The organism is Methanothrix harundinacea 6Ac, from assembly GCF_000235565.1.
Taxonomy (GTDB): domain Archaea; phylum Halobacteriota; class Methanosarcinia; order Methanotrichales; family Methanotrichaceae; genus Methanocrinis; species Methanocrinis harundinaceus.
This window is the reverse complement of the sequence record NC_017527.1, coordinates 2416411-2435580: the sequence shown is the minus strand read 5'-3', so window position 1 is coordinate 2435580 and position 19170 is coordinate 2416411. Positions and strand designations below refer to the sequence as shown.

Here is a 19170-nt window from a genome sequence, read left to right as displayed (position 1 = left end):
TGGACCTAAACCGGCAAAGGCGCGCCGGCTCCGACGGCGAACCTATCCCTGAAGGTGGTCACGTCCACGGGCTTTATACCGCCGCTGGCGGTCGTATCCTGAGCAGGGGGTGCCGCCGCCGGGATCTCCGGGGCCGGGGCCACGGCGGCTGCTGCGGGAGCAACGGCGGCCGGGACGTTGGCAGGCTCATACCCCGAGGTGTCGGGGCTCAGCAGAAATCCTGTGACGATCCCCTGGCTGACCTTCCCCTGGCTGTCGGACTGGACGAAGCTCCCCGAGAGGTCGTCGGCGGTGGCGGACCCGACGATCACCGTCGAGACGAGGACTCCGTCCTGGAGGGAGAGGATCTGCACCTCAAATCCCCCTTCGGAGGCCTCCCCCGTGACGACGCCGTTCCAGGGCTTCGGGGCCTCGGAGTTGGCGGCGCCGAAGAGGAGCCCCTCTCTCTGATGCACCATCATCGAGGTCTGGCCGTCGGCCATGTTCAGGATCCAGGACCCTTCGAGGCTCTGGACCAGAGCGGCTGCATCCTCCGGGGCCGGGATCTCGGCCACCGGCGCCATCTCGACGGCTTCCGCCGTCGCTGCGACGGAGTCGTTTATGCTATCGTTCATCGGGATCGGCTCTTCTTCTGCCATTGAGAGTCCCGATATGAGGGTGATGGTGATCAGCGCTGATAGAGCGATCCATCTCAGGTTCAATTTAACACCTCTGACATTTTATCCCACTCCGTTGATGATCGGCAGCTCTTTCACCCCGCTGCCGAATGGATGATCTCGTTCCACCATTAATAAGCTTTTGATCCCCCAAAAGCCCGGATTTTGCCCCTCAGGAGCCCCCAGCGGCCTCCTCCAGGAGCTTGAGGACCGCCGCCGGGTCGGTCGTAGGCTGCCGGCAGACCCTCCCCGAGCAGACGTAGGCCGTCGTCCTCCCCTCCAGAGCCTCCATCTCTGCCGTGAAGCCGGCGAGCTCGACGATCCTCTGGTCTTCCCCCACCGGCCTCCCGAGGACCACCTTCCTCGGGAGGAACCTCGACCTGAGGGCCTTCAGCATCTCCGCCGTCTCCGGGGACCCGGCCTCCCCCACCACCACCACCTCCGAGGACGGCCCCAGGGCGAAGTCCAGGGCGGATAGCAGGTGGAGGAACGCCGAGGGGCTCCCCCTCGCCTGGGCGGCGAAGGCCTGGAGCCCCTCCGATCCGATCACCTCCAGCTCCGGGTCGCCGGTCATCCTGGCGAGCCTCAAAAGGTTGAAGGCGGCCACGGCGTTCCCGGCAGGGAGGGCGCCGTCGTGGCCGTCCTTCCTCCGGACGATCAGCTCCTCGCCGTCCTCCGGGGTGAAGAAGAAGCCTCCACCATCCCGGTCCCGAAACCTCTCCACCATATCTCGGGCGAGGGCGAGGGCGGCCTCCAGCCGCTCCGGCCGGAATCCCGCCTCGTAGAGCTCGAGGAGCCCCCAGACCATGTTGGCGTAGTCGTCGAGGTTCCCCAGGATCCCGGCGTCGCCGCCCCGGTACCGGTGGAGGAGCCTTCCCCTCTCGTCCCTCATCCGATGGAGGACGAGGTCGGCGGCTCGATCGGCCGCCTCCTCCAGACGGCGATCCCCCAGGACCTGGGCGCCCCGGGCGAGGGCGGCGATGGCGAGGCCGTTCCAGTCGGCGAGGATCTTGTCGTCCTTCTTCGGCCTCGCCCTCCCCTCCCGGGCGGCGAAGAGCTTCTCTCGGGCCGCCTCCAGCCACTCCCGAAGGTCCCCCACCGGGATCCCCATCTCCCGGGCGTGGTCTTCCAGGGGGATCTTCATGGCGAGGACGTTCTTTCCCGTGAGCCTCCCCGTCGCCTCCTCCCGGAAGTTCCCCTCCTCCTGGAGGTGGAAGATCCGGGCCGCCAGCTCCGCCTCGTCGGGGTCGAGGACGGCCCGGACCTCCGGCAGGGTCCAGAGGTAGAACCTCCCCTCCTCCCCCTCGCTGTCGGCGTCCTCGGCGGAGTAGAAGCCCCCCTCGGGGGCGGCGAGGTCCCGGAGGAGGTAGTCGAAGACCTCCCGGGCGATCGTGGCGTACTCGGCCTTTCCCGTAGCCTGATGGGCCTCCAGGCAGGCGAGGGATATCATCGCCTGGTCGTAGAGCATCTTCTCGAAGTGAGGTAGGCGCCAGTGCAGATCCGTGGAGTAGCGGTGAAACCCGCCGCCCAGGTGGTCGAAGATCCCCCCCCTCCTCATGGCGCGGAGGGTGACCTCCGTCATCTGGACCCCCCCGGGGTCTCCGGTCCTCCTCCAGTGGCGGAGGAGGAAGAGGAAGGTCGTCGGCGACGGGAACTTGGGGGCTCCCCCAAAGCCGCCGTTGGCGGCGTCGAAGCGGGCGACGAGCCCCTGATAAGCCGCCTTTATCGTCGCCTCCTCGAGGCGGAGCCCCGGCACCTCCGGCGGGGGCCGGCGGAGGGCGGAGGCCACCTCCTCCGCCGAGGAGAGGAGCATAGCCCGCTCGTTCTTCCAGAGGTGGCCGATCCGGGGGATGAGGTCGAGGATCCCAATCCTCCCGAACCTCGACTCCTTCGGGATGTAGGTGGCGGCGAAGAAGGGCTTTTTGTCGGGGGTGAGGAAGACGGTGAGGGGCCAGCCTCCGGAGCCGGTCATCATCTGCGCGACGGCCATGTAGACGGCGTCCAGGTCCGGCCTCTCCTCCCGGTCGACCTTGATGGGGACGAAGGTGGCGTTCAGGAGCCTCGCCACCTCCTCGTCCTCGAAGGACTCGGCGGCCATGACGTGGCACCAGTGGCAGGTGGAGTAGCCGATCGATAGGAATACGGGCTTATCCTCCCTCTCCGCCCTGGTGAAGGCCTCCTCCCCCCAGGGGTACCAGTCGACGGGGTTCTCGGCGTGCTCCAGGAGGTAGGGGCTCTTCTCAAAGGCCAGCCGGTTCTTCTTCTTCACCTTCATCCCCTCCCCGCCTCTCGGGGCGTCTCCTCCGGGATGACCGCCCCTTCGGGGACCCCTTTTCTCCTCAAAGCTCCGCCACCGAAAGCGTCGGCGGGGTCGCACCCTCCCGCCTCCTCATCCCCCTCGTCGGCTTCTTCAACCTTCCCGGCCTGGACGTACCCCCAGAGGACCTCCCCCGGGCGTCCCCACCGCCCCGCCTCGATCACCGTCCCGGGGTATATGATCGTCCCCGCCCCGGTCTTCACCCCCTCGCCGAGGACGGCGCCGAGGGCCTTCCGGCCGGTCTCGGTCCCCTCCCCGCCGGGATAGGATCGGACCGGCGAGCCGTCGTGGCGCCGGTTGGTGATGACCGTCCCGACCCCGAGGCGGCACCCGGGGCCGATGAGGCTGTCTCCGACGTAGCAGAGGTGGGATACCTCCGCCTCCTCCATGACGGTGCTCCCCTCGATGACGGTGCCGCTTCCGATCCGCACCCCGTCTCCTATCGATGTCGCCCCTCGGACGAGGCAGTTGGGCCCGATCTCGCACCCCTCCCCGATCACCACCGGCCCCGCCACGTAGGAGCCGGACCTGATCGCCGTCCCCCTGCCGACGGCCACCTCCCCGGAGAGGGAGGCGTTCGCCTCCACCTCCCCCAGGACCCCCCGGGTCTCGGGAGGCATGAGGGTCTCGTTCGCCCTCAGGATGTCCCAGGGGAAGAGGATCTCGATCCACCTCTCCACCACCTCCACCCCGATCTGGACCCCCTCGGCGAGGAGGACCCTGACTGCCTCCAAAAGGTCCCTCTCCTCCCCACCGGGGGGGACCCTTCGGAGGGCTTCGAAGGCCCTTTTGTCGAGGAGGAAGATCCCGGCAGAGACGAGGTTAGAGGGGGGATTTTTTCCTCCTTTGGAGATCGATTTTAGGAGGCCCTCGCTCACCTCCAGGGTCCCCTCCTCTGCCGGCCGGGGGCCTTCTACCCTCGCCGCCGCCATGGCCGGCGCCTCCAGGGCAATCAGCCTCCTGACGGAGTCGGCGTCGGGGAGGACGTCGCCTCGGAGGACGAGGAACCGATCCTCGGCTAGGGCCTCGGCCGCCAGGAGGGCGGGGCCGGTCCCGGCCCCCCCCTCCTGGAAGGCGTACTCGATCTCGACCTCGAGGCGGCTCCCGTCCCCGAAGGCGCCGGCGATCTTCTCCCCCTGGTGGCCGACGACGAAGACGAACCTCTCCGCCCCCGCCTCCTTCGCCATAAGGAGAACGTGCTCCAGGAGGGGCTTTCCGCCGATGGGAAGCATCCCCTTCGGGAGGTTGGCGGTGAGGGGGCGCATCCTCCTCCCCTCCCCCGCCGCGAGGATTATCGCCTTCACGAGGATCCCGCCTCCCTCAATCTCCCCTGAATATCCTCAGCGCCTCTTCGACGGTGGCGTCGTCGAGGGTGATGGCGCTGATGGCGTTGCAGATCCTCACCGCTTCATCGAGCCCCTTCTGGTGGATGTTCCTTCCGGTGGCGTTCCCGGCGGCGCCGCTGACGTGGATCTGGTCGAATAGCTCCTGGAGGAACGACTTCGGGTCGCGGCTGGCTCCCCCGGCGCAGACGACCTTCGTCCTCCCGGCGGCGGCCACCGCCTCCTTGAAGATCAACTCGGAGCTCGCCCCCTCCCTCTTCGGATAGTTGACCTTTACGAAGTCCGACCCCAGGGCGGCGGCGACGCCGGTCGCCCCCGCGATCAGGTGGGGGTCTCTCTCGTCTCTTACGGCCCTTCCCCGGGGGTAGATCCAGAGGACGGCGACGAGGCCGCGGCGGTGGGCCTGGAGGACGATCTGGGAAGCCTCCCGGAGCATCTCCGCCTCATACTCGCTCCCGAGATAGACGGTATAGCCGACCCCCAGGACTTCGAGGCCGCTATCCTTCGCGAACTCCTCCACCTGGGAGACCTCCACCAGCTGGCGGCTGAGGGGGTCCCTCTGGTCGGCCTGGACGAGGTCGGTCTTCGAGTTGAGCTTGACGAGGTACGGGACCCTCGGGTAGTCCATCCCGTAGCGGGCGATGAGGCCGAGCTGGGCGGCGAAGACCCCGATCCTCCCGCGGTCGGCGATCCGGAAGAGGTGCTCGGGGTCTCCGTCCTCGGGGCTGATCCCCGGGCCGCTGAAGTCCCGGTTGAGGTGCTCGACCTTCTGGTCTCCGGCGAAGAGCATCAGCCGGCCGCTCCCTCTCGTGATCTTCAGGTAGCTCTCCTGGTAGTCCCACCGCCTTCCGGGCGGAACGTCCGCGGGGACCAGCACCTCGTCTCGTTCCATTCTTCTCGTCATCTTCCTCAATCCTCCGATATCGTCTCGAGCCTCACCTGGGGGACGATCCTCTCCACGTCCTCCCGGGTGGCGAGGGCGGTCCCCTGCCGGAGGGTCGTCGCCGTCCCGGCGGCCGTCGCCCAGATCAGAGCCTCTTTGAGGTCTCTTCCCGCAACGAGGCCGTATATGAACCCCGCCACCGAGGAGTCTCCGGCGCCGATGGTGTTCACCACCTCCACCTCGGGGGGGACCGCCTGGTACGCCTTCCCCTCGGAGACGAGGAGGATCCCCCTCGGCCCCATCGATACCAGGACGATTCCGACGCCCCGTCGGTTTATCTCCCGGGCCGCCTCCAGGATCTCCCCCCTCTTCTCCAGCCTCTTGCCCACCAGGGCGGAGAGCTCGTGGATGTTCGGCTTTATGACGTCGGGCTTGCCGCGTATACCCACCAACAGGGCTTCCCGGTCCACGTCCAGGACGACCTTCGCCCTCCGGAGCTTCGCCGTCTCGATGATCTTCCGATAGACCTCGGGGTGGGCCCGGGGCGGGAGGCTCCCTCCGATGGAGACGAACTCCGGCTCCTCTATCTTCCTGACCAGGTCGGAGATCTCGAGGAGCTCGAAGGGCTTCACCTCGGGGCCGGCGGAGTTGAGGATGATCTGCCTTCCGCTCCCAAGCTCGTGGATGACGACGTTCGTCCTCGTCTCCCCGGAGACGGGGATGAAGCTGCAGTCGGTCCCGTCCCGGGTCAGCTGAGCCTCCAGCTGGCGGCCCGCAAACCCGGCGATGAACCCCAGGGCCCGGTTCGGGACGCCGAGGGCGGTCAGGACCTTCGATACGTCGATCCCCTTCCCTCCGGGGTAGCTCTCCTCCCGGATGATCCGGTTCGATACATCCTCCTTGATCTCGCTGACCCAGAGGGTCCTGTCCAGGGCGGGGTTCAGGGTTATGGTGTAGATCACAGATTACATCTCCGTTTATGGATTAGGGGGCCAGCTCTCCAGCCACCCTTCGGGGTCTTTTGGAGCGGGGTCACCAGCCTCGCCTCTTCCGGTAGATCCTCATCATCTCCTCGATCGTCTCCGGATCGATCATCCCGACCGCGGAGACCGTCTCGTAGAACCGTCGGGGTATCCGGGCCTCTGCCAGGTCGAACCCCTCCCGCCTCTTGAACCTGTACTTCTCGTCGAAGATCCTCCGGCCGAGCTCCTCCAGCTCCCCTTCCGTCTTCTCGATCCCCACCGAGCCCAGGGCCTCGAGGATGTTCTCGGGGGTGTAGACCCCCCTCGCGAAGAGGCAGCCGACGAGGGAGTTGTAGACCCCCCGGGAGTCGTCCTCCCGGATGATGGCGTCGACCATCTCCTCGGGGGTGAGGCTCTTCTTCAAAGCTCGCTGGTCGATGCTGTAGCCGGCGTTGTCGAGGTGGGAGTGTCTAACCCCCACGGTGAGGCCGACGACGGAGGCGGGGCCGGTGTGGTAGCCGGGGACCTCGTTCTTCCCCAGGGCCATGGCGAACTCTCCGCCGCCGTACCTCTCCGAGGCGAAGACGACCCCTTGGGCGAGGGCGGCGTAGAACTCGTTCTCCATCCTGACTATATTCTCTATCGCCTTCAGGTAGCTGGGGACGTCGTTCCACCGGAGGGATACCCCCAGGGTCTCCTGGAGGGTGACGAGCCCCCGATCCAGGGCCTCCGTCGCCCAGGCGAGGACGACCCCGGTGCTGATGGCGTCGAGCCCCTGCCGCTCACACGCCTCGATCAGCTCCAGCACCCCCTCTGCGGAGGAGACCCCGAGGTTCGACCCCAGGGCGTAGAGGAGCTCGAAGTCGTAGGAGATCTTCCTGATCTCGAACTCATGCTCGCGAGAGAAGGAGGTCTTGAGCATCCCGATGTGAATGCAGCCGATGGGGCAGTGGGCGCAGGAGACCCTCCGGAAGAGGTAGTTGTCGGCGAGGACCTCGCCGCTGATCTTCTCGGCCCCCTCGAAGCTGCTATCCTGGAAGTTCCGGGTGGGGAGCCCCTTCAGCTGGTTTAAAACGTTGATGTTGATGGGGGTGCCGATGTCGTGGTACTTCTCCATGGCGTCGGTCTGGACGACGGTCTTGAATAGGCGGTTGTAGATCCGCCTGTACCTCCTGGGGTCCGGGACCATCACGTCCTCGGTCCCCGAGACGACGATCGCCTTCAGCTTCTTCGACCCGAAGACGGCGCCGAGGCCTAGCCTCCCGAAGTGGCGGTAGGTGTCGACGACCACCCCGGCGTACCTGACGAGCCTCTCCCCGCCGGGTCCGATCCTGATGATCGACCTTCGGCCAACCCCCGTCTCGACGTCGCGGAGGATGTATCCGACGACGGTGGCGGGGACCCCCCATATCGAGGTGGCGTCCTTGATCTTCACCTCGTCGTTCTCGATGGATATGTAGACGGGCCGCTCCGCCGCGCCCCTTACTACGACCGCCTCGTGCCCCGCGAACCTGAGGGCCATCCCGAGCCTCCCGCCGGCGTAGGACTCGCCGAGCTCGCCGCTCAAGGGGGACTTGAAGGCGGCGACGGTCTTGGTGATGGCCGGAAAGAGGGCGTTCAAGGGGCCGATGCTGAATACTATGGGGGCCTCCGGGGAGAGGGGGTCCGCCCCCGGGGGGCACTCCTCCAGGAGGAGCTGGGTCGCCACCCCCGTACCGCCGAGCCACTCTTCGAAGAGATCCTCCCTCTCCTCGACGGCGCTCTCGCCCCTCCCCAGGTCTATGTATAGAACCCTTCTCAGCATCCTACAAGCCTCCCGTCCATTCCTCCACCTCTTCCATCTCCAGGACTCCGTGGGGGCAGAAGGCGACGCAGGCGCCACAGTGCTTGCAGCAGACCGTCTGCCCCTCGTCGTCCTGGGATATGGCCCTGATGAGGCAGGCTTCGGCGCAGGCGCCGCATCCCTGGCATAGCTCCCTATTCAGGAGGACCCCGCCCCCCTCCCTCCGGACGAGGGCCCCCGTGGGGCAGGCCCTGGCGCAGGGGGGGTCCGTGCAGGCGCGGCAGACGACGACGGCGAAGTCCCCTTCGAGCCCCCCCTGGGTCTTGACTTTGATGGCGCTCCGGTCCGGGGACGCCCGGCCGGCGTTGATCCTGCTGCAGGCGAACATGCAGGAGAGGCATCCTATGCACCTCTCCGGGTGGGCGACCTTCAGCCTCCGCTTCTTCCTCTTCCCCAAAGTGGGCTTTCCCCCTTCCGCCTCGCCTCCGGCCCCCCCCGCCGGCGCTGGGGCCCCCGTCTCTTCGGGTTCTGTCGACGATCCCAATCCTGCGAACCCCCTCGATCTTGATCGGTTAAAGTCCCGCTCTCTTCCTGGAGGTGATCAGACCCCCGCCGACGAGAACGACTTAAAAATTAGCTCGCATAATTATTAACCATTTCTCGTCCAGGCCCCGGATTGGGGATGGGCGGTGGAGGGTGCGGCTCTTGGGATAACTCCGGGCCCTTCGATGGCGGGCAGGTCGGAGAGGGAGGGGCGGCCCGCCCTTCCCAGCCTCAATCGGCGTCCGCGAACCTCTCCCCCAGGTTCTTGAGGACGTGGGGGAGGGTGGTGTACTCCATATCCTCCATCGGCAGGCGGTGGGGCTCGAAGGGGCCGTGGCGGCGCATGTAATCGGTGATCTCGTGAACCCTCTGCCTCGTCAGGTCGAAGGCGGGGTCCCGGAAGAGGTCGACGGGGCCGATCAGCATCCCTTTCGCGATCTGGAACCCGGCGGCTATGACCCGGGGGGGGCCGTCGAACCTGGTGCAGACGGCGTCCTCGAAGGCGCAGGGCATCAGGGGGCCGTTGTGGCTCCCCCTCATCCAGCCGCTGACGAGGTGGCCGAGGGAGAAGGGCTCCAAGACCTCCCCGAGGGCGGGGAGCCCCGACTGCGCTCTGACCAGGGCGACGGGGTCGTCCTTTCCGACGTAGGTCCCGGCGGTCTGGTAGAGCTTCTCGGTGCTGACGACGGCGGCGGGCTCGTCCTCGGGGAGCTTCCCCGCCTTGGGGTAGACCCTCTTGATGACGTACCTGCTCTTGGCGCCGATGAGGGCGAGGATGTCGTACATCTCCTCGGGGGAGTCCATCATCACCTTCTTGTGCTCCATGATGTCCCAGACCTCGAAGACGAACCCCTGGTGGATGCTGGGGTCGATGACGAGGCCTGCGGTGTTGAAGGGGTCGGCGAATATCCTGAAGATCGGGAGGTTGAAGGCCCCCGGCTCCGTCTTGTCCATCATGAAGGCGACGACCGGCTCGGCCGCCCTCTCTTCAAACTCCATCTCGGCGACTCCCGGCCCCATCCCCTTGATGTTTCCGCAGAAGGCGTCGCAGAGGAGGTCTTGGCCCGCGCCGTAGAGCTTCAGCTCCTTCGCCTTCTCCGTCGCCTTGCACATCACCTCCCAGGCGAGGCCGTGGATCTCGGCGTTGTCCACTCCCCGCTGGTGGGTCATCATGAGCTGGAGGTCGTCGCCGACGGACATCACCTTGAAGTCGATGATCTCGCCTTTCGCCTTCTCCTGGGATAGGACCGACTCGGCGGTCTCCTTCAGTGCGGGGTGGACGGTGGCGTGGCCGGGCCATCCTCCGACGTCTGCCTTGATCAAGCTGATGGTGATTTTAGTCATTTACAGTCCCCTCTCTCCGGTCGACCCCTCGAATCGAAATCGGCGTTCATCAGCGGCGTTCCGCCCCTGGCCGATGACCGACGGGGGAGGTTTGATTCGGATCTTGCCAACCGGCCGTGGTGATTCTGCTGGATGAGGCTGTACCTTTTGCCTTTTACCTGTTACGGTTCCGTTTTTTAGAATGGGGGGGCGAAGAGCCCGCTATGTCGGTATCTCCCCTCCCCGCCGGGGACCATTCGGGCATAAAGAGAGTTTATTACCGGCGAGGTGCATTATCCTCCCCTGAGGAGAGTTGGAGGATATGGAAGTCATAGCGAAATATTATGTCGAGACCGACCTTCCGATCGAGAAGGCCGCCGAGGCTATAGCCGCCGAGCAGTCCACCGGGACCTGGACCGAGGTGGAGCGGGAGAGGCTCGCATCGGACCTCGCCGCCCGGGTCGTCCGGGCGGAGGGGAACTTCGCGTACGTCGCCTTCCCCGAAGAGCTCTTCGAGGCCGGGAACATCCCCCAGTACCTGTCGGTCGTCGCCGGGAACCTCTTCGGCCTCGGCGCCCTGAAGAAGGTCAGGCTCCTGGACGTAATCTTCCCCCAGAGGCTCGTCGAAGCCCACCGGGGGCCGAGGTTCGGGATAAAGGAGGCGAGGAAGATCCTGGGGGTCTTCGACCGGCCCCTGGTGGGGACGATCATAAAGCCGAAGGTCGGCCTCAGCCCCAAAGATACGGCGGAGGTGGCGGGGCAGGCGGTGAGGGGCGGCCTCGACCTGATCAAGGACGACGAGACCCTGACGGACCAGTCCTTCTGCCCCATCGACGAGAGGGTGGAGGCGGTGATGGCGGAGCTCTCCAAGGTGGAGGACGAGACGGGGAAGAAGGCCTTCTACGCCGTCAACGTCACCTCCGGCGCCGAGGAGATCCTGGAGCGGGCGGAGGAGGTCGTCGGTCGCGGCGCCAACATGGTGATGGTCGACGTCCTCACCACCGGCTTCTCGGCGGTGGAGGTCCTGGCCCGGGGGGTGAAGGTACCGATCCACGTCCACAGGACGATGCACGGCGCCTTCACCCGGGATAGGCGTCATGGGATATCGATGCTCCCCATATCGAGGCTCGTCCGGATGGCCGGAGGGACGAACCTCCATACCGGAAGCTACCTCGGCAAGATGGCCGGGGACCGGGAGGAGAATGACAGCTGCAGAGACGCCCTCCGGGAGGAGTGGTACGGCCTCCGCCCCGTCTTCCCCGTCGCCTCCGGCGGAGTCCATCCTGGGATGGTCCGCCCGAACCTGGATGGATACGGCACCGACTGCATAATCCAGGCCGGCGGGGGGGTTCACGGCCATCCCTCCGGGACCACGGCTGGCGCGACGGCTATGGTCCAGGCGGTGGAGGCCTGGGTGGCCGGGGTCACCACGGAGGAGTACGCCAGGAGTCACAAAGAGCTGGATGCGGCGTTGAAGTTCTGGTCCCGCTGAGATATTCCAGAGCGGGAGCCGATCTCGCCTAAAACCGAAGAGTTTATATTGTTACATGTAATGAGGTCAGAACGTTTATCACAGCTTGAGTGATGGTAGCGCTGTCTGAAAACGGTAAGGATGTAGTGAGGGTAGAGGGATCAGATGACTAGACACGAGATCTTATCGAAGATCAAGCAAGCGGAAGCCGATGCTCAAGCCAGCATCGAGCGGGCCCAACAAGAGCGAGACAAGCGAATCGCCGATGCCACTGCCGAAGCAACGAACATTGTGAGGACCGCCGAGGCTGAAGCCCAGCAGTACTTTGAGAAGCGTCTTGCCGATGCTGAGAAGGGGGTTCAGTCGAAGAAGCAGGCGATCATCGACGACGGCATGAAAAAGGTCAATGTAATGAAGAGCGGCGCCAGCGGCAAGGTGAACGCTGCAGTCGAACATCTACTGAAGGAGTTTATGGGGTTGTTGCATGCTTAGACCCGTTGAGATGTGTCGTGTTGTCGTCGCCGGGTCGAATAAGGTAATAGAACCTGTCATAGAGAAGCTCCACGAGCTCAACCTGCTGCACCTCGTCAACTATTCTGGCGCTGATGAGGCCTTCGGGATGGGCAAGCCCCTGGGAAAGTCGTCTGAATACGCCGAACAGCTGATTAAGCTCCGGTCCATCGAGAGGTACCTCGGGATCACTGACAAGATGCCTGACAAGCAGTTCCCCGAGTCTCAGGTCCTCTCCCAGATCGACGGAATCCTCGATAACGTCGGAGACGACGTCATCGCCACCGCCGAGCGGATCGCTGAGATCGAGAACGAAGTCAAGATCAAGCAGGATCAGGCCAAGGCTTTGAAGCCCCTGGCGGGGCTGACCCTCGATATGGAGCTTCTCCACGGCTACAGCTCCCTGGCGGCCTTCGTGGGGACCGCAGCATCCCCCGTCGAGGCGGACGTCTCCAAGGTCTCCTACGTCAATGAGGTCTTCACCTCCACCTCCGGCGGCACCAACGCCGTGGCAGTATTCGTCCCGGTGGAGAAGGCCGGGGAGGTCTCGGGGGTTCTCTCTGAGCATGGTTTCTCTGAGATATCCGTACCCCGGGGAATGACCGGAACCATCGCCGGTGCCATAAGCACCCTCGAGTCCGACTCCAAGAGGCTGGAGGGGGAGGAGGCGCCGCTCCAGAAGAAGCTGAACGACATCAGGGCCCAGCACGAGGACCTGATCCTGGCCATCGACGAGCACCTCTCCATCAAGGCCCAGAAAGCGGAGTCGCCCCTGAGGTTCGCCTCCACCGACAACGCCTTCGTCATCGACGGCTGGGTTCCGACGGACCAGTTCGAGGCGCTGAAGGGGGAGATCGAGAGCGTTGCAGGTGGACGGGTCCAGGTTGAGAGGCTGGACGCCTCCGAGGCCGATAAGCTGGTGGAGGCGGGGGAGGACATTCCCACAAAGCTGAACAACCCCGGCGTAGTGAAGCCCTTCGAGCTGATCACCCGCCTCTTCGCGATCCCCGAGTACAAGGAGTACGATCCGACGCCTCTGATATTCGTCTTCTTCCCGCTGATGTTCGGGCTGATCTTGGGCGACGTGGCGTACGGCCTGATAGTATTCATCGTGATGATGATGCTCCGGCGAAAGTTCAGGACTCCCGGCTGGCAGTCTCTGATCAACATCGTCACCATATCGAGCATATGGGCGATAATATTCGGGATCGTCTTCGGCGAGATATTCGGTCCGCTCGGATTGTGGGACTACATCTTCAGTGGTGCCCACTATACGGGGCTCCTGGGGACGGTGGCTGACCCGCATCACGTCGGCGTCGACTTTGGCTCTGGCTTCTACGGTCCCCTCGGGAGGATAGGTCCCGAGATCGGCAGCTTCGCTGGCGGGGTCTTCCCCATGTACAGGCTGGCGACGGCCTCTGTTCTGGTTTTGATCGGCGTAAGCCTCTTCATAGGCATCGTCCACACAGGGATTGGTTCCATCCTGGGCGTCAAGAACGAGCTCGCCTATGGCGAGAAGAGACATGCCTACTATGAGAGGCTCCCCGTGCTCCTCTTCCAGGTATTCTTCGGCCTCGGCCTCCTGGGATTGATCGCCGGGGGCTTGGGCCACCCGTTGGTGCTCCTCAGCGCGGCAGTGATCGTCATATCCATCATCATGATGGTCAGGGGACCTGAAGGGGTCATGGGCGCGACTCACATACCGTTCTTTGTGAGCAACCTGATATCCTACCTGCGACTTCTGGCCATTGGCCTCGCGTCGGTGGGCGTCGCCTTCGCTGCCAACCAGCTCGGTTTCTACGTCTTGATGCCGATGCTCAGCGGCGGGGCGCACGATGGATTCACGACGATTGCGATCGTCGTCGGCATAGTTGTATTGATTATGGTTCACTTCATCAACCTGCTCTTGGGGATCCTCTCCCCGTTCATGCACCCTCTAAGGTTGCATTACGTCGAGATGTTCACCAAGTTCTACAGCGCGCATGGTGGTGGAGTCGAGTATTCGCCCTTCGGACGTGTCCGAAGGTTCTTGAGAGACTGAGCGGTTAGGATTAGTTAACGGAGGGAAAAGAAAATGGCAGTAGAGACTATAACTGATGGTGGAGTGCTGTACGGACTTCTGGCTGTTGGCGCAGGTCTTGCGACTGGACTTGCCGGTATTGGTGCGGGCGTTGGTGAGCAGGGTATCGGAGCTGCTGTGGTGGGCGTCGTGGCTGAGGAGCCCGGCTTCCTGGGCAAGGGTCTCTTCCTGATGCTTCTGCCCGAGACCCTTATCATCTTCGGCCTTGCTGTTTCACTGATCCTGATGTTCGCCTGGACGCCCTTCGCGTGAATACGCCATCCTGAGCGAGGTCGAGAGGAATGGCACTAGACGCAGTCGTAGAGGACATCCTTGCCACCAGCAAGAGCAAGGTCGCGGAGATCAACGCCGAGACCGAGCAAGAGGTGGCGAGGATACTTAATGAAGCCAGAGCACGTGCCGCGGAGATCAAGTCCGAGAAAGAGGGGGAGGCAGACAGCGCTGTAGAGGCTCTCGAGCGGAGAGTTCTGTCGAGCGCGCATCTTCAGGTGAAGAGGGCGGAGCTGAACGTCCGCAAGGATCTCATGGAGGAGACTCGTTCGAAGCTGGTGGAGGCGGTATCGAAGCTTCCGGCTAAGGAGAACGAGAACCTCATCAAGGAGATCGTCAAGTCCTACAACCTGAAGGGGATGAAGGTCAAGTCCAGCAAAAAGGACGAGACCTTCGTCTCTTCTCTTGCCCCCAACTTTGCCGGGACTGTGGACACCGTCGGCGGCGTCGTGATAGAGAGCGAAGATGGATCGATGAGCTACGATCACACCTACGAAACTCTGGCGAGCGAAGCATTCAGCAAGTCCATGAAAGACGTCTCCAAGATCCTGTTTGGGTGAGGCCATGCCGGTACTACGTTTGCCGAAGTTCGGAAAACCGGTGAAGTACGCATACATCACGGGGCGGGTCAGGGCGATGAAGACCAAGCTCATCCCCCACGAGATGTATCAGAGAATGCTGGGCATGGACATACCAGAGATCACGCGGTACCTGGAGGAGACCCAATACAAGGAAGAGATCGACCTGATGGCCAAGGACCACTCCGGAGCGGAGCTGGTGGAGTTCGCCACCTTCGCAAACCTGGCAAAGACCTACAGGAAACTCCTGGACGTCTCGATAGATGAACCTCAGTTCCTCATTCTGGAGTACCTGAGGCGCTGGGACATCTGGAACATAAAGACGATACTCCGAGGCAAGTTCTACGGAGCCAGCGAGGAGGAGATCACCAAGTACCTGGTCCCCGCCGGCGAGCTGGATATGGAGTTTCTGGAGGGTCTCGTCAAGAAGGAGCGGGTCGAGGAGGTAATCTCTGCCTTCGACGGTACCGATTACTACGAGGCTCTGGCCCACTACGATGGACAGATGCTCTCCTCGGTGGAGAACGCCCTGGACAAGCTTTACTACTTCCGGATGGAGCGCGCTGTCGGCGGAACCCTCTCCGTAGGAGGAGGTCTACTGCTGAAGTACGTCCGAAAGGAGATAGACGTCAAGAACCTGGTCACCCTCTTCCGGATGAACAAAGCCGGGATCGAGGCAAGCGTAATACAGGATAACCTGATCCCCGGGGGAAAGCTCCACGAAGAGCTGAGCCGGATGGCGGGCCAATCCTACAACGAGTTCGTCAGGGGTCTTGAGGGCTATCCCTTCTGGAGCGCCATATCGGACGTAGCAGCCGAAGGAGGCAGTGTGAGCAGGATAGAGGCGAGGCTGCGGGCATACCTGGTGAGGTACGCCTGGGCGATATCAAACTATCATCCGCTATCCATCCTTCCGGTGCTGGGTTACATCGTCAGCAAGGACACCGAGGTCTCCAACATCAGGAAGATCGTCCGAGGCAAGGAGGCGGGACTTCCCGCTGAACTCATCGAAGAACAGGTGGTGGCGTAATGCAGATTGCAGTTATCGGCAGCGGTGATGCTGTAATCGGCTTCACCCTGGCTGGGGTGAGGAAAGCTTACGAGGCCACTACCCAGGAGGAGCTCATCTCAAAGATCGAAACGGTGATGGCGGACCCCGAGGTCGGGATCGTCGTTCTGAGCCAGGGGGACTTCAACAATCTGCCTTCCAGGCTCAGGGGTACGCTGACGGAATCCGTCAAGCCAACGGTGATAGCCATCGGAACTGAGCAGAGCACAGAGATGAGAGAGAAGATTAAAAGGGCAATAGGTGTTGATTTATGGAAGTAGGCACGGGCAAGGTTCACAGAGTTGCCGGGCCGGTGGTGCAGGCTACAGGTCTCAAATCTCACATGTACGACCTGGTCCTGGTCGGCGAAGAGGGGCTGATGAGCGAGATCATCGGCATCGCCGGGGACAAGCACGTCATCCAGGTTTACGAGGATACCGCGGGCGTCAAGCCTGGGGAGCCCGTCAAGGAGACTGGAGCACCGCTGGTAGCACAACTCGGTCCAGGGATTCTTACCTCTATTTATGACGGCATCCAGAGACCTCTCCCCCAGCTGGTGGAGGCGTCTGGAAACTTCATCAGCAGAGGTCTATTCGTTGATGGTATCGACCACAAGAAGAAGTGGGAGTTCACCCCCGTCGTTAAGAAGGGCGACAAGGTGGAGCCCGGGCAGACCATCGGTACTGTCCAGGAGCAGCTCCTCATCAAGCACAAGATCATGGTGCCCCCAGGGAAGAGGGGGACAGTAAAGGAGATCAAGTCCGGAAACTTCACCGTCGAGGAGACGATCTGCGTCCTGGAGGACGGGACGGAGCTCCCCATGATCCAGTACTGGCCGGTCCGAAGAGCGAGGCCATCACGGATCAAGCAGGCCCCCACCATCCCCCTGAGGACTGGGCAGAGGGTCATCGATGGCTTCTTCTCCCTGGCCAAGGGCGGCACTGCGGCCATCCCCGGAGGGTTCGGCACCGGAAAGACGGTCATGCAGCAGACCCTCTCCAAGTGGTCTGACGTCGACATCGTCGTCTACGTCGGCTGCGGCGAGCGCGGCAACGAGATGGCAGACCTGCTCCACGAGTTCCCGGAGCTGGTGGACCCCAGGACCAACAGGCCCCTGATGGAGAGGTCCATCGTCTACGCCAACACTTCCAACATGCCCGTGGCCGCCCGAGAGGCGTCCATCTACACCGGCATCACCACCGCAGAGTACTACCGAGACATGGGATACGACGTGATGATGACCGCCGACTCCACCTCTCGATGGGCCGAGGCGATGAGAGAGCTCTCCAGCCGTCTTGAAGAGATGCCTGGTGAGGAAGGATATCCCGCTTACCTCGGGGCTAGGCTCGCCGACTTCTACGAGAGGTCCGGCAGGGTGACGACCCTGGAGGGGACCGAGGGTTCCATCAGCATCGTCGGAGCCGTCAGTCCGCCCGGCGGAGACTTCACCGAGCCCGTCACTCAGAACACCCTCCGTATCACCAAGGTATTCTGGGCCCTCGACTCGAAGCTCACTCAGAGGCGTCACTTCCCGTCGATTAACTGGCTGGACAGCTACTCCCTCTACGACCTGGCCCTGGAGCCCTGGTTCGTTGAGAACGTCTCACCTGACTGGAACAAGAATAAGAGGCGGGCCATGGAGATCCTCCAGGAGAACGCCGAGCTGGAAGAGATCGTGATGCTCGTCGGATCCGACGCCCTCCCCGAGGACCAGCAGCTGACCCTCGAGGTCGCGAGGATGATCATCAACTTCTGGCTGGCTCAGAGCGCCTTCCACCCGGTCGACACCTTCTGCCCATACAAGAAGCAGTTCGACCTCCTCAAGGCTATCCTCTCGTTCAGGGACCACGCCTTCGAGGCTCTCGCCCGGGGCGTTCCCACCGATGTGATCCTCGGAACGCCCTCAAAGGACGCCCTGGCGAAGGTCAGGCTCATCGAGGACTACGAACCCGAGCTTTCCAGGGTATTGGCTCAGATGGAGAGCGAGTTCAAGACGATGTCATGAGGGTGGTTATCAATGACCAAGGAGTACAAGACAATTAACGAGATCAAGGGCCCTCTGCTCTTCGTCGAGAAGACTGAGCCCATAGGTTTCAACGAGCTGGTGGAGATCCGGACCGAGACGGGGGAGATGAAGAGAGGCCAGGTTCTGGACACCTCCAACGAAGTCGTCGTCGTCCAGGTCTTCGAGGGGACGGGCGGCCTCGGCAAGGAGTCCACCGTCAAGTTCACCGGCGACGTGATCAAGATGCCCCTCTCTCCCGACATCATCGGGAGAGTCCTCTCCGGGTCCGGGCAGCCCCGAGACGGCGGGCCTCCAATCGTCCCCGAGGTGGAGAGGGAGATCGCCGGCGCGGCCATCAACCCCGCCGCAAGAGAGAAGCCGAGGGCTTTCATCCAGACCGGCATCTCCACCATCGACGGGACCAACACCTTAGTCCGGGGCCAGAAGCTGCCCATCTTCTCCGGCGCAGGCCTTCCCCACAACGACGTGGCCCTCCAGATCGCCCGACAGGCCAAGGCCCTCGGCGAGGCCGAGTCCTTCGCCGTCGTCTTCTGCGCCATGGGGATCACCAACGAGGAGGCTCAGCACTTCATGGCCGACTTCGAGAGGACCGGCGCCCTGGAGAGGGCGGTCGTCTTCCTGAACCTGGCCGATGACCCCGCCGTCGAGAGGCTCCTCACCCCCAGGCTGGGGCTGACGACCGCAGAGTACCTCGCCTTCGACCTCGACATGCACGTGCTGGTCATCTACACCGACATGACCAACTACTGCGAGGCGATGAGACAGATGGGGGCGGCCCGTGAAGAGGTGCCCGGCCGAAGAGGATATCCCGGCTACATGTACACCGACCTCGCCATCCAGTACGAGCGGGCGGGAATCATCACCGGGAAGAAGGGGTCCATCACCCAGTTCCCCATCCTCACCATGCCCGGCGACGACATCACCCACCCCATCCCCGACCTCAGCGGCTACATCACCGAGGGCCAGCTGATCGTCTCTCGTGAGCTTCACCGAAAGGGGATCTACCCGCCCATCGACATCAGGCCGTCCCTCAGCAGGCTGATGAACTCCGGGATCGGCGCAGGCCACACCCGAGAGGACCACAGGGCGGTCTCAGACCAGCTCTACGCCTACTATGCAGAGGGCTGCGATCTGCGAGGCCTGGTGGCCATCGTCGGTAAGGAAGCTCTCTCAGAGAGGGACCGGCTCGTCCTGGAGTTCGCCGACGCCTTCGAGCAGAAGTTCGTCAACCAGGGCAGAGACGAGGACCGAACGATCTTCGATACTCTCGACATCGGATGGAACCTTCTATCGGCCCTCCCCGAGACGATGCTGACTAGGATCGACGACCACCTCATCAAGAAGTACCACCCCAGGTACAGGAAGAAAGAGTGAGAT

Annotated in this window: 17 protein-coding genes; 9 read left to right on the top strand and 8 right to left on the bottom strand. The window is 63.4% G+C overall.

The annotated features are described in order from the left end of the window. Positions 1-5: 5 nt before the first annotated feature. The 8 genes from MHAR_RS11540 to fbp form a co-directional block, all read right to left on the bottom strand. The gene (locus MHAR_RS11540; protein WP_014587798.1) at positions 6-701 is read right to left on the bottom strand and encodes a hypothetical protein; all 696 of its coding nucleotides are present in this window, start codon (positions 699-701) and stop codon (positions 6-8) included. 127 nt (positions 702-828) lie between these two features. After that, on the bottom strand, positions 829-2931 hold the full coding sequence (locus MHAR_RS11535; RefSeq protein ID WP_048144674.1) for a thioredoxin domain-containing protein: 2103 nt from the start codon (positions 2929-2931) through the stop codon (positions 829-831). Beyond that, positions 2928-4277: a bifunctional sugar-1-phosphate nucleotidylyltransferase/acetyltransferase gene (glmU, locus tag MHAR_RS11530; protein WP_014587796.1), complete on the bottom strand. Its 1350-nt coding sequence runs from the start codon at positions 4275-4277 to the stop codon at positions 2928-2930. Before glmU ends, MHAR_RS11535 begins: the two co-directional genes overlap by 4 nt. Before the next feature lie 16 nt (positions 4278-4293). After that, complete coding sequence (locus MHAR_RS11525; RefSeq protein WP_048145095.1) at positions 4294-5220, bottom strand: aldolase; 927 nt, start codon at positions 5218-5220, stop codon at positions 4294-4296. Positions 5221-5225: 5 nt separating this feature from the next. Continuing rightward, positions 5226-6161: a 1-phosphofructokinase gene (gene pfkB, locus MHAR_RS11520; RefSeq protein WP_014587794.1), complete on the bottom strand. Its 936-nt coding sequence runs from the start codon at positions 6159-6161 to the stop codon at positions 5226-5228. Between the two features lie 70 nt (positions 6162-6231). Beyond that, entirely contained in the window at positions 6232-7965 is a 1734-nt protein-coding gene (locus MHAR_RS11515) for an aldehyde ferredoxin oxidoreductase family protein (RefSeq protein WP_014587793.1), read from the bottom strand. Between the two features lies 1 nt (position 7966). After that, the gene (locus MHAR_RS11510; RefSeq protein WP_228369565.1) at positions 7967-8488 is read right to left on the bottom strand and encodes a 4Fe-4S binding protein; all 522 of its coding nucleotides are present in this window, start codon (positions 8486-8488) and stop codon (positions 7967-7969) included. 230 nt (positions 8489-8718) lie between these two features. Beyond that, positions 8719-9831: a fructose-1,6-bisphosphate aldolase/phosphatase gene (gene fbp, locus MHAR_RS11505; protein WP_014587791.1), complete on the bottom strand. Its 1113-nt coding sequence runs from the start codon at positions 9829-9831 to the stop codon at positions 8719-8721. Positions 9832-10132: 301 nt separating this feature from the next. Here fbp and MHAR_RS11500 point away from each other — a divergent pair, with 301 nt between their 5' ends. The 9 genes from MHAR_RS11500 (at position 10133) to MHAR_RS11460 (ending at position 19167) form a co-directional block, all read left to right on the top strand. Next, on the top strand, positions 10133-11302 hold the full coding sequence (locus MHAR_RS11500; RefSeq protein WP_014587790.1) for a RuBisCO large subunit C-terminal-like domain-containing protein: 1170 nt from the start codon (positions 10133-10135) through the stop codon (positions 11300-11302). A 144-nt stretch (positions 11303-11446) separates the two neighbouring features. Further along, the gene (ahaH, locus tag MHAR_RS11495) at positions 11447-11773 is read left to right on the top strand and encodes an ATP synthase archaeal subunit H (protein WP_048144673.1); all 327 of its coding nucleotides are present in this window, start codon (positions 11447-11449) and stop codon (positions 11771-11773) included. Positions 11774-11783: 10 nt separating this feature from the next. After that, a complete protein-coding gene (locus MHAR_RS11490; RefSeq protein WP_228369564.1) occupies positions 11784-13832 on the top strand; it encodes a V-type ATP synthase subunit I in 2049 nt (682 codons plus the stop codon). A 33-nt stretch (positions 13833-13865) separates the two neighbouring features. Continuing rightward, positions 13866-14123, top strand: a complete 258-nt coding sequence (locus tag MHAR_RS11485) for an ATPase (protein ID WP_048144671.1) — start codon at positions 13866-13868, stop codon at positions 14121-14123. Positions 14124-14152: 29 nt separating this feature from the next. Further along, on the top strand, positions 14153-14701 hold the full coding sequence (locus MHAR_RS11480; protein WP_014587786.1) for a V-type ATP synthase subunit E: 549 nt from the start codon (positions 14153-14155) through the stop codon (positions 14699-14701). A gap of 4 nt (positions 14702-14705) precedes the next feature. After that, positions 14706-15749: a V-type ATP synthase subunit C gene (locus tag MHAR_RS11475; RefSeq protein ID WP_048145094.1), complete on the top strand. Its 1044-nt coding sequence runs from the start codon at positions 14706-14708 to the stop codon at positions 15747-15749. Next, positions 15749-16048 (top strand): V-type ATP synthase subunit F, encoded by a 300-nt coding sequence (locus MHAR_RS11470; RefSeq protein WP_014587784.1) that lies wholly within the window; start codon positions 15749-15751, stop codon positions 16046-16048. Before MHAR_RS11475 ends, MHAR_RS11470 begins: the two co-directional genes overlap by 1 nt. Beyond that, positions 16039-17772: a V-type ATP synthase subunit A gene (locus MHAR_RS11465; RefSeq protein WP_048144670.1), complete on the top strand. Its 1734-nt coding sequence runs from the start codon at positions 16039-16041 to the stop codon at positions 17770-17772. The genes MHAR_RS11470 and MHAR_RS11465 overlap by 10 nt, the downstream gene beginning before the upstream one ends. Positions 17773-17784: 12 nt before the next feature. Then, positions 17785-19167, top strand: coding sequence for a V-type ATP synthase subunit B (locus MHAR_RS11460; RefSeq protein WP_014587782.1), 1383 nt, complete (start codon positions 17785-17787; stop codon positions 19165-19167). The last annotated feature ends 3 nt before the right edge of the window (positions 19168-19170 follow it).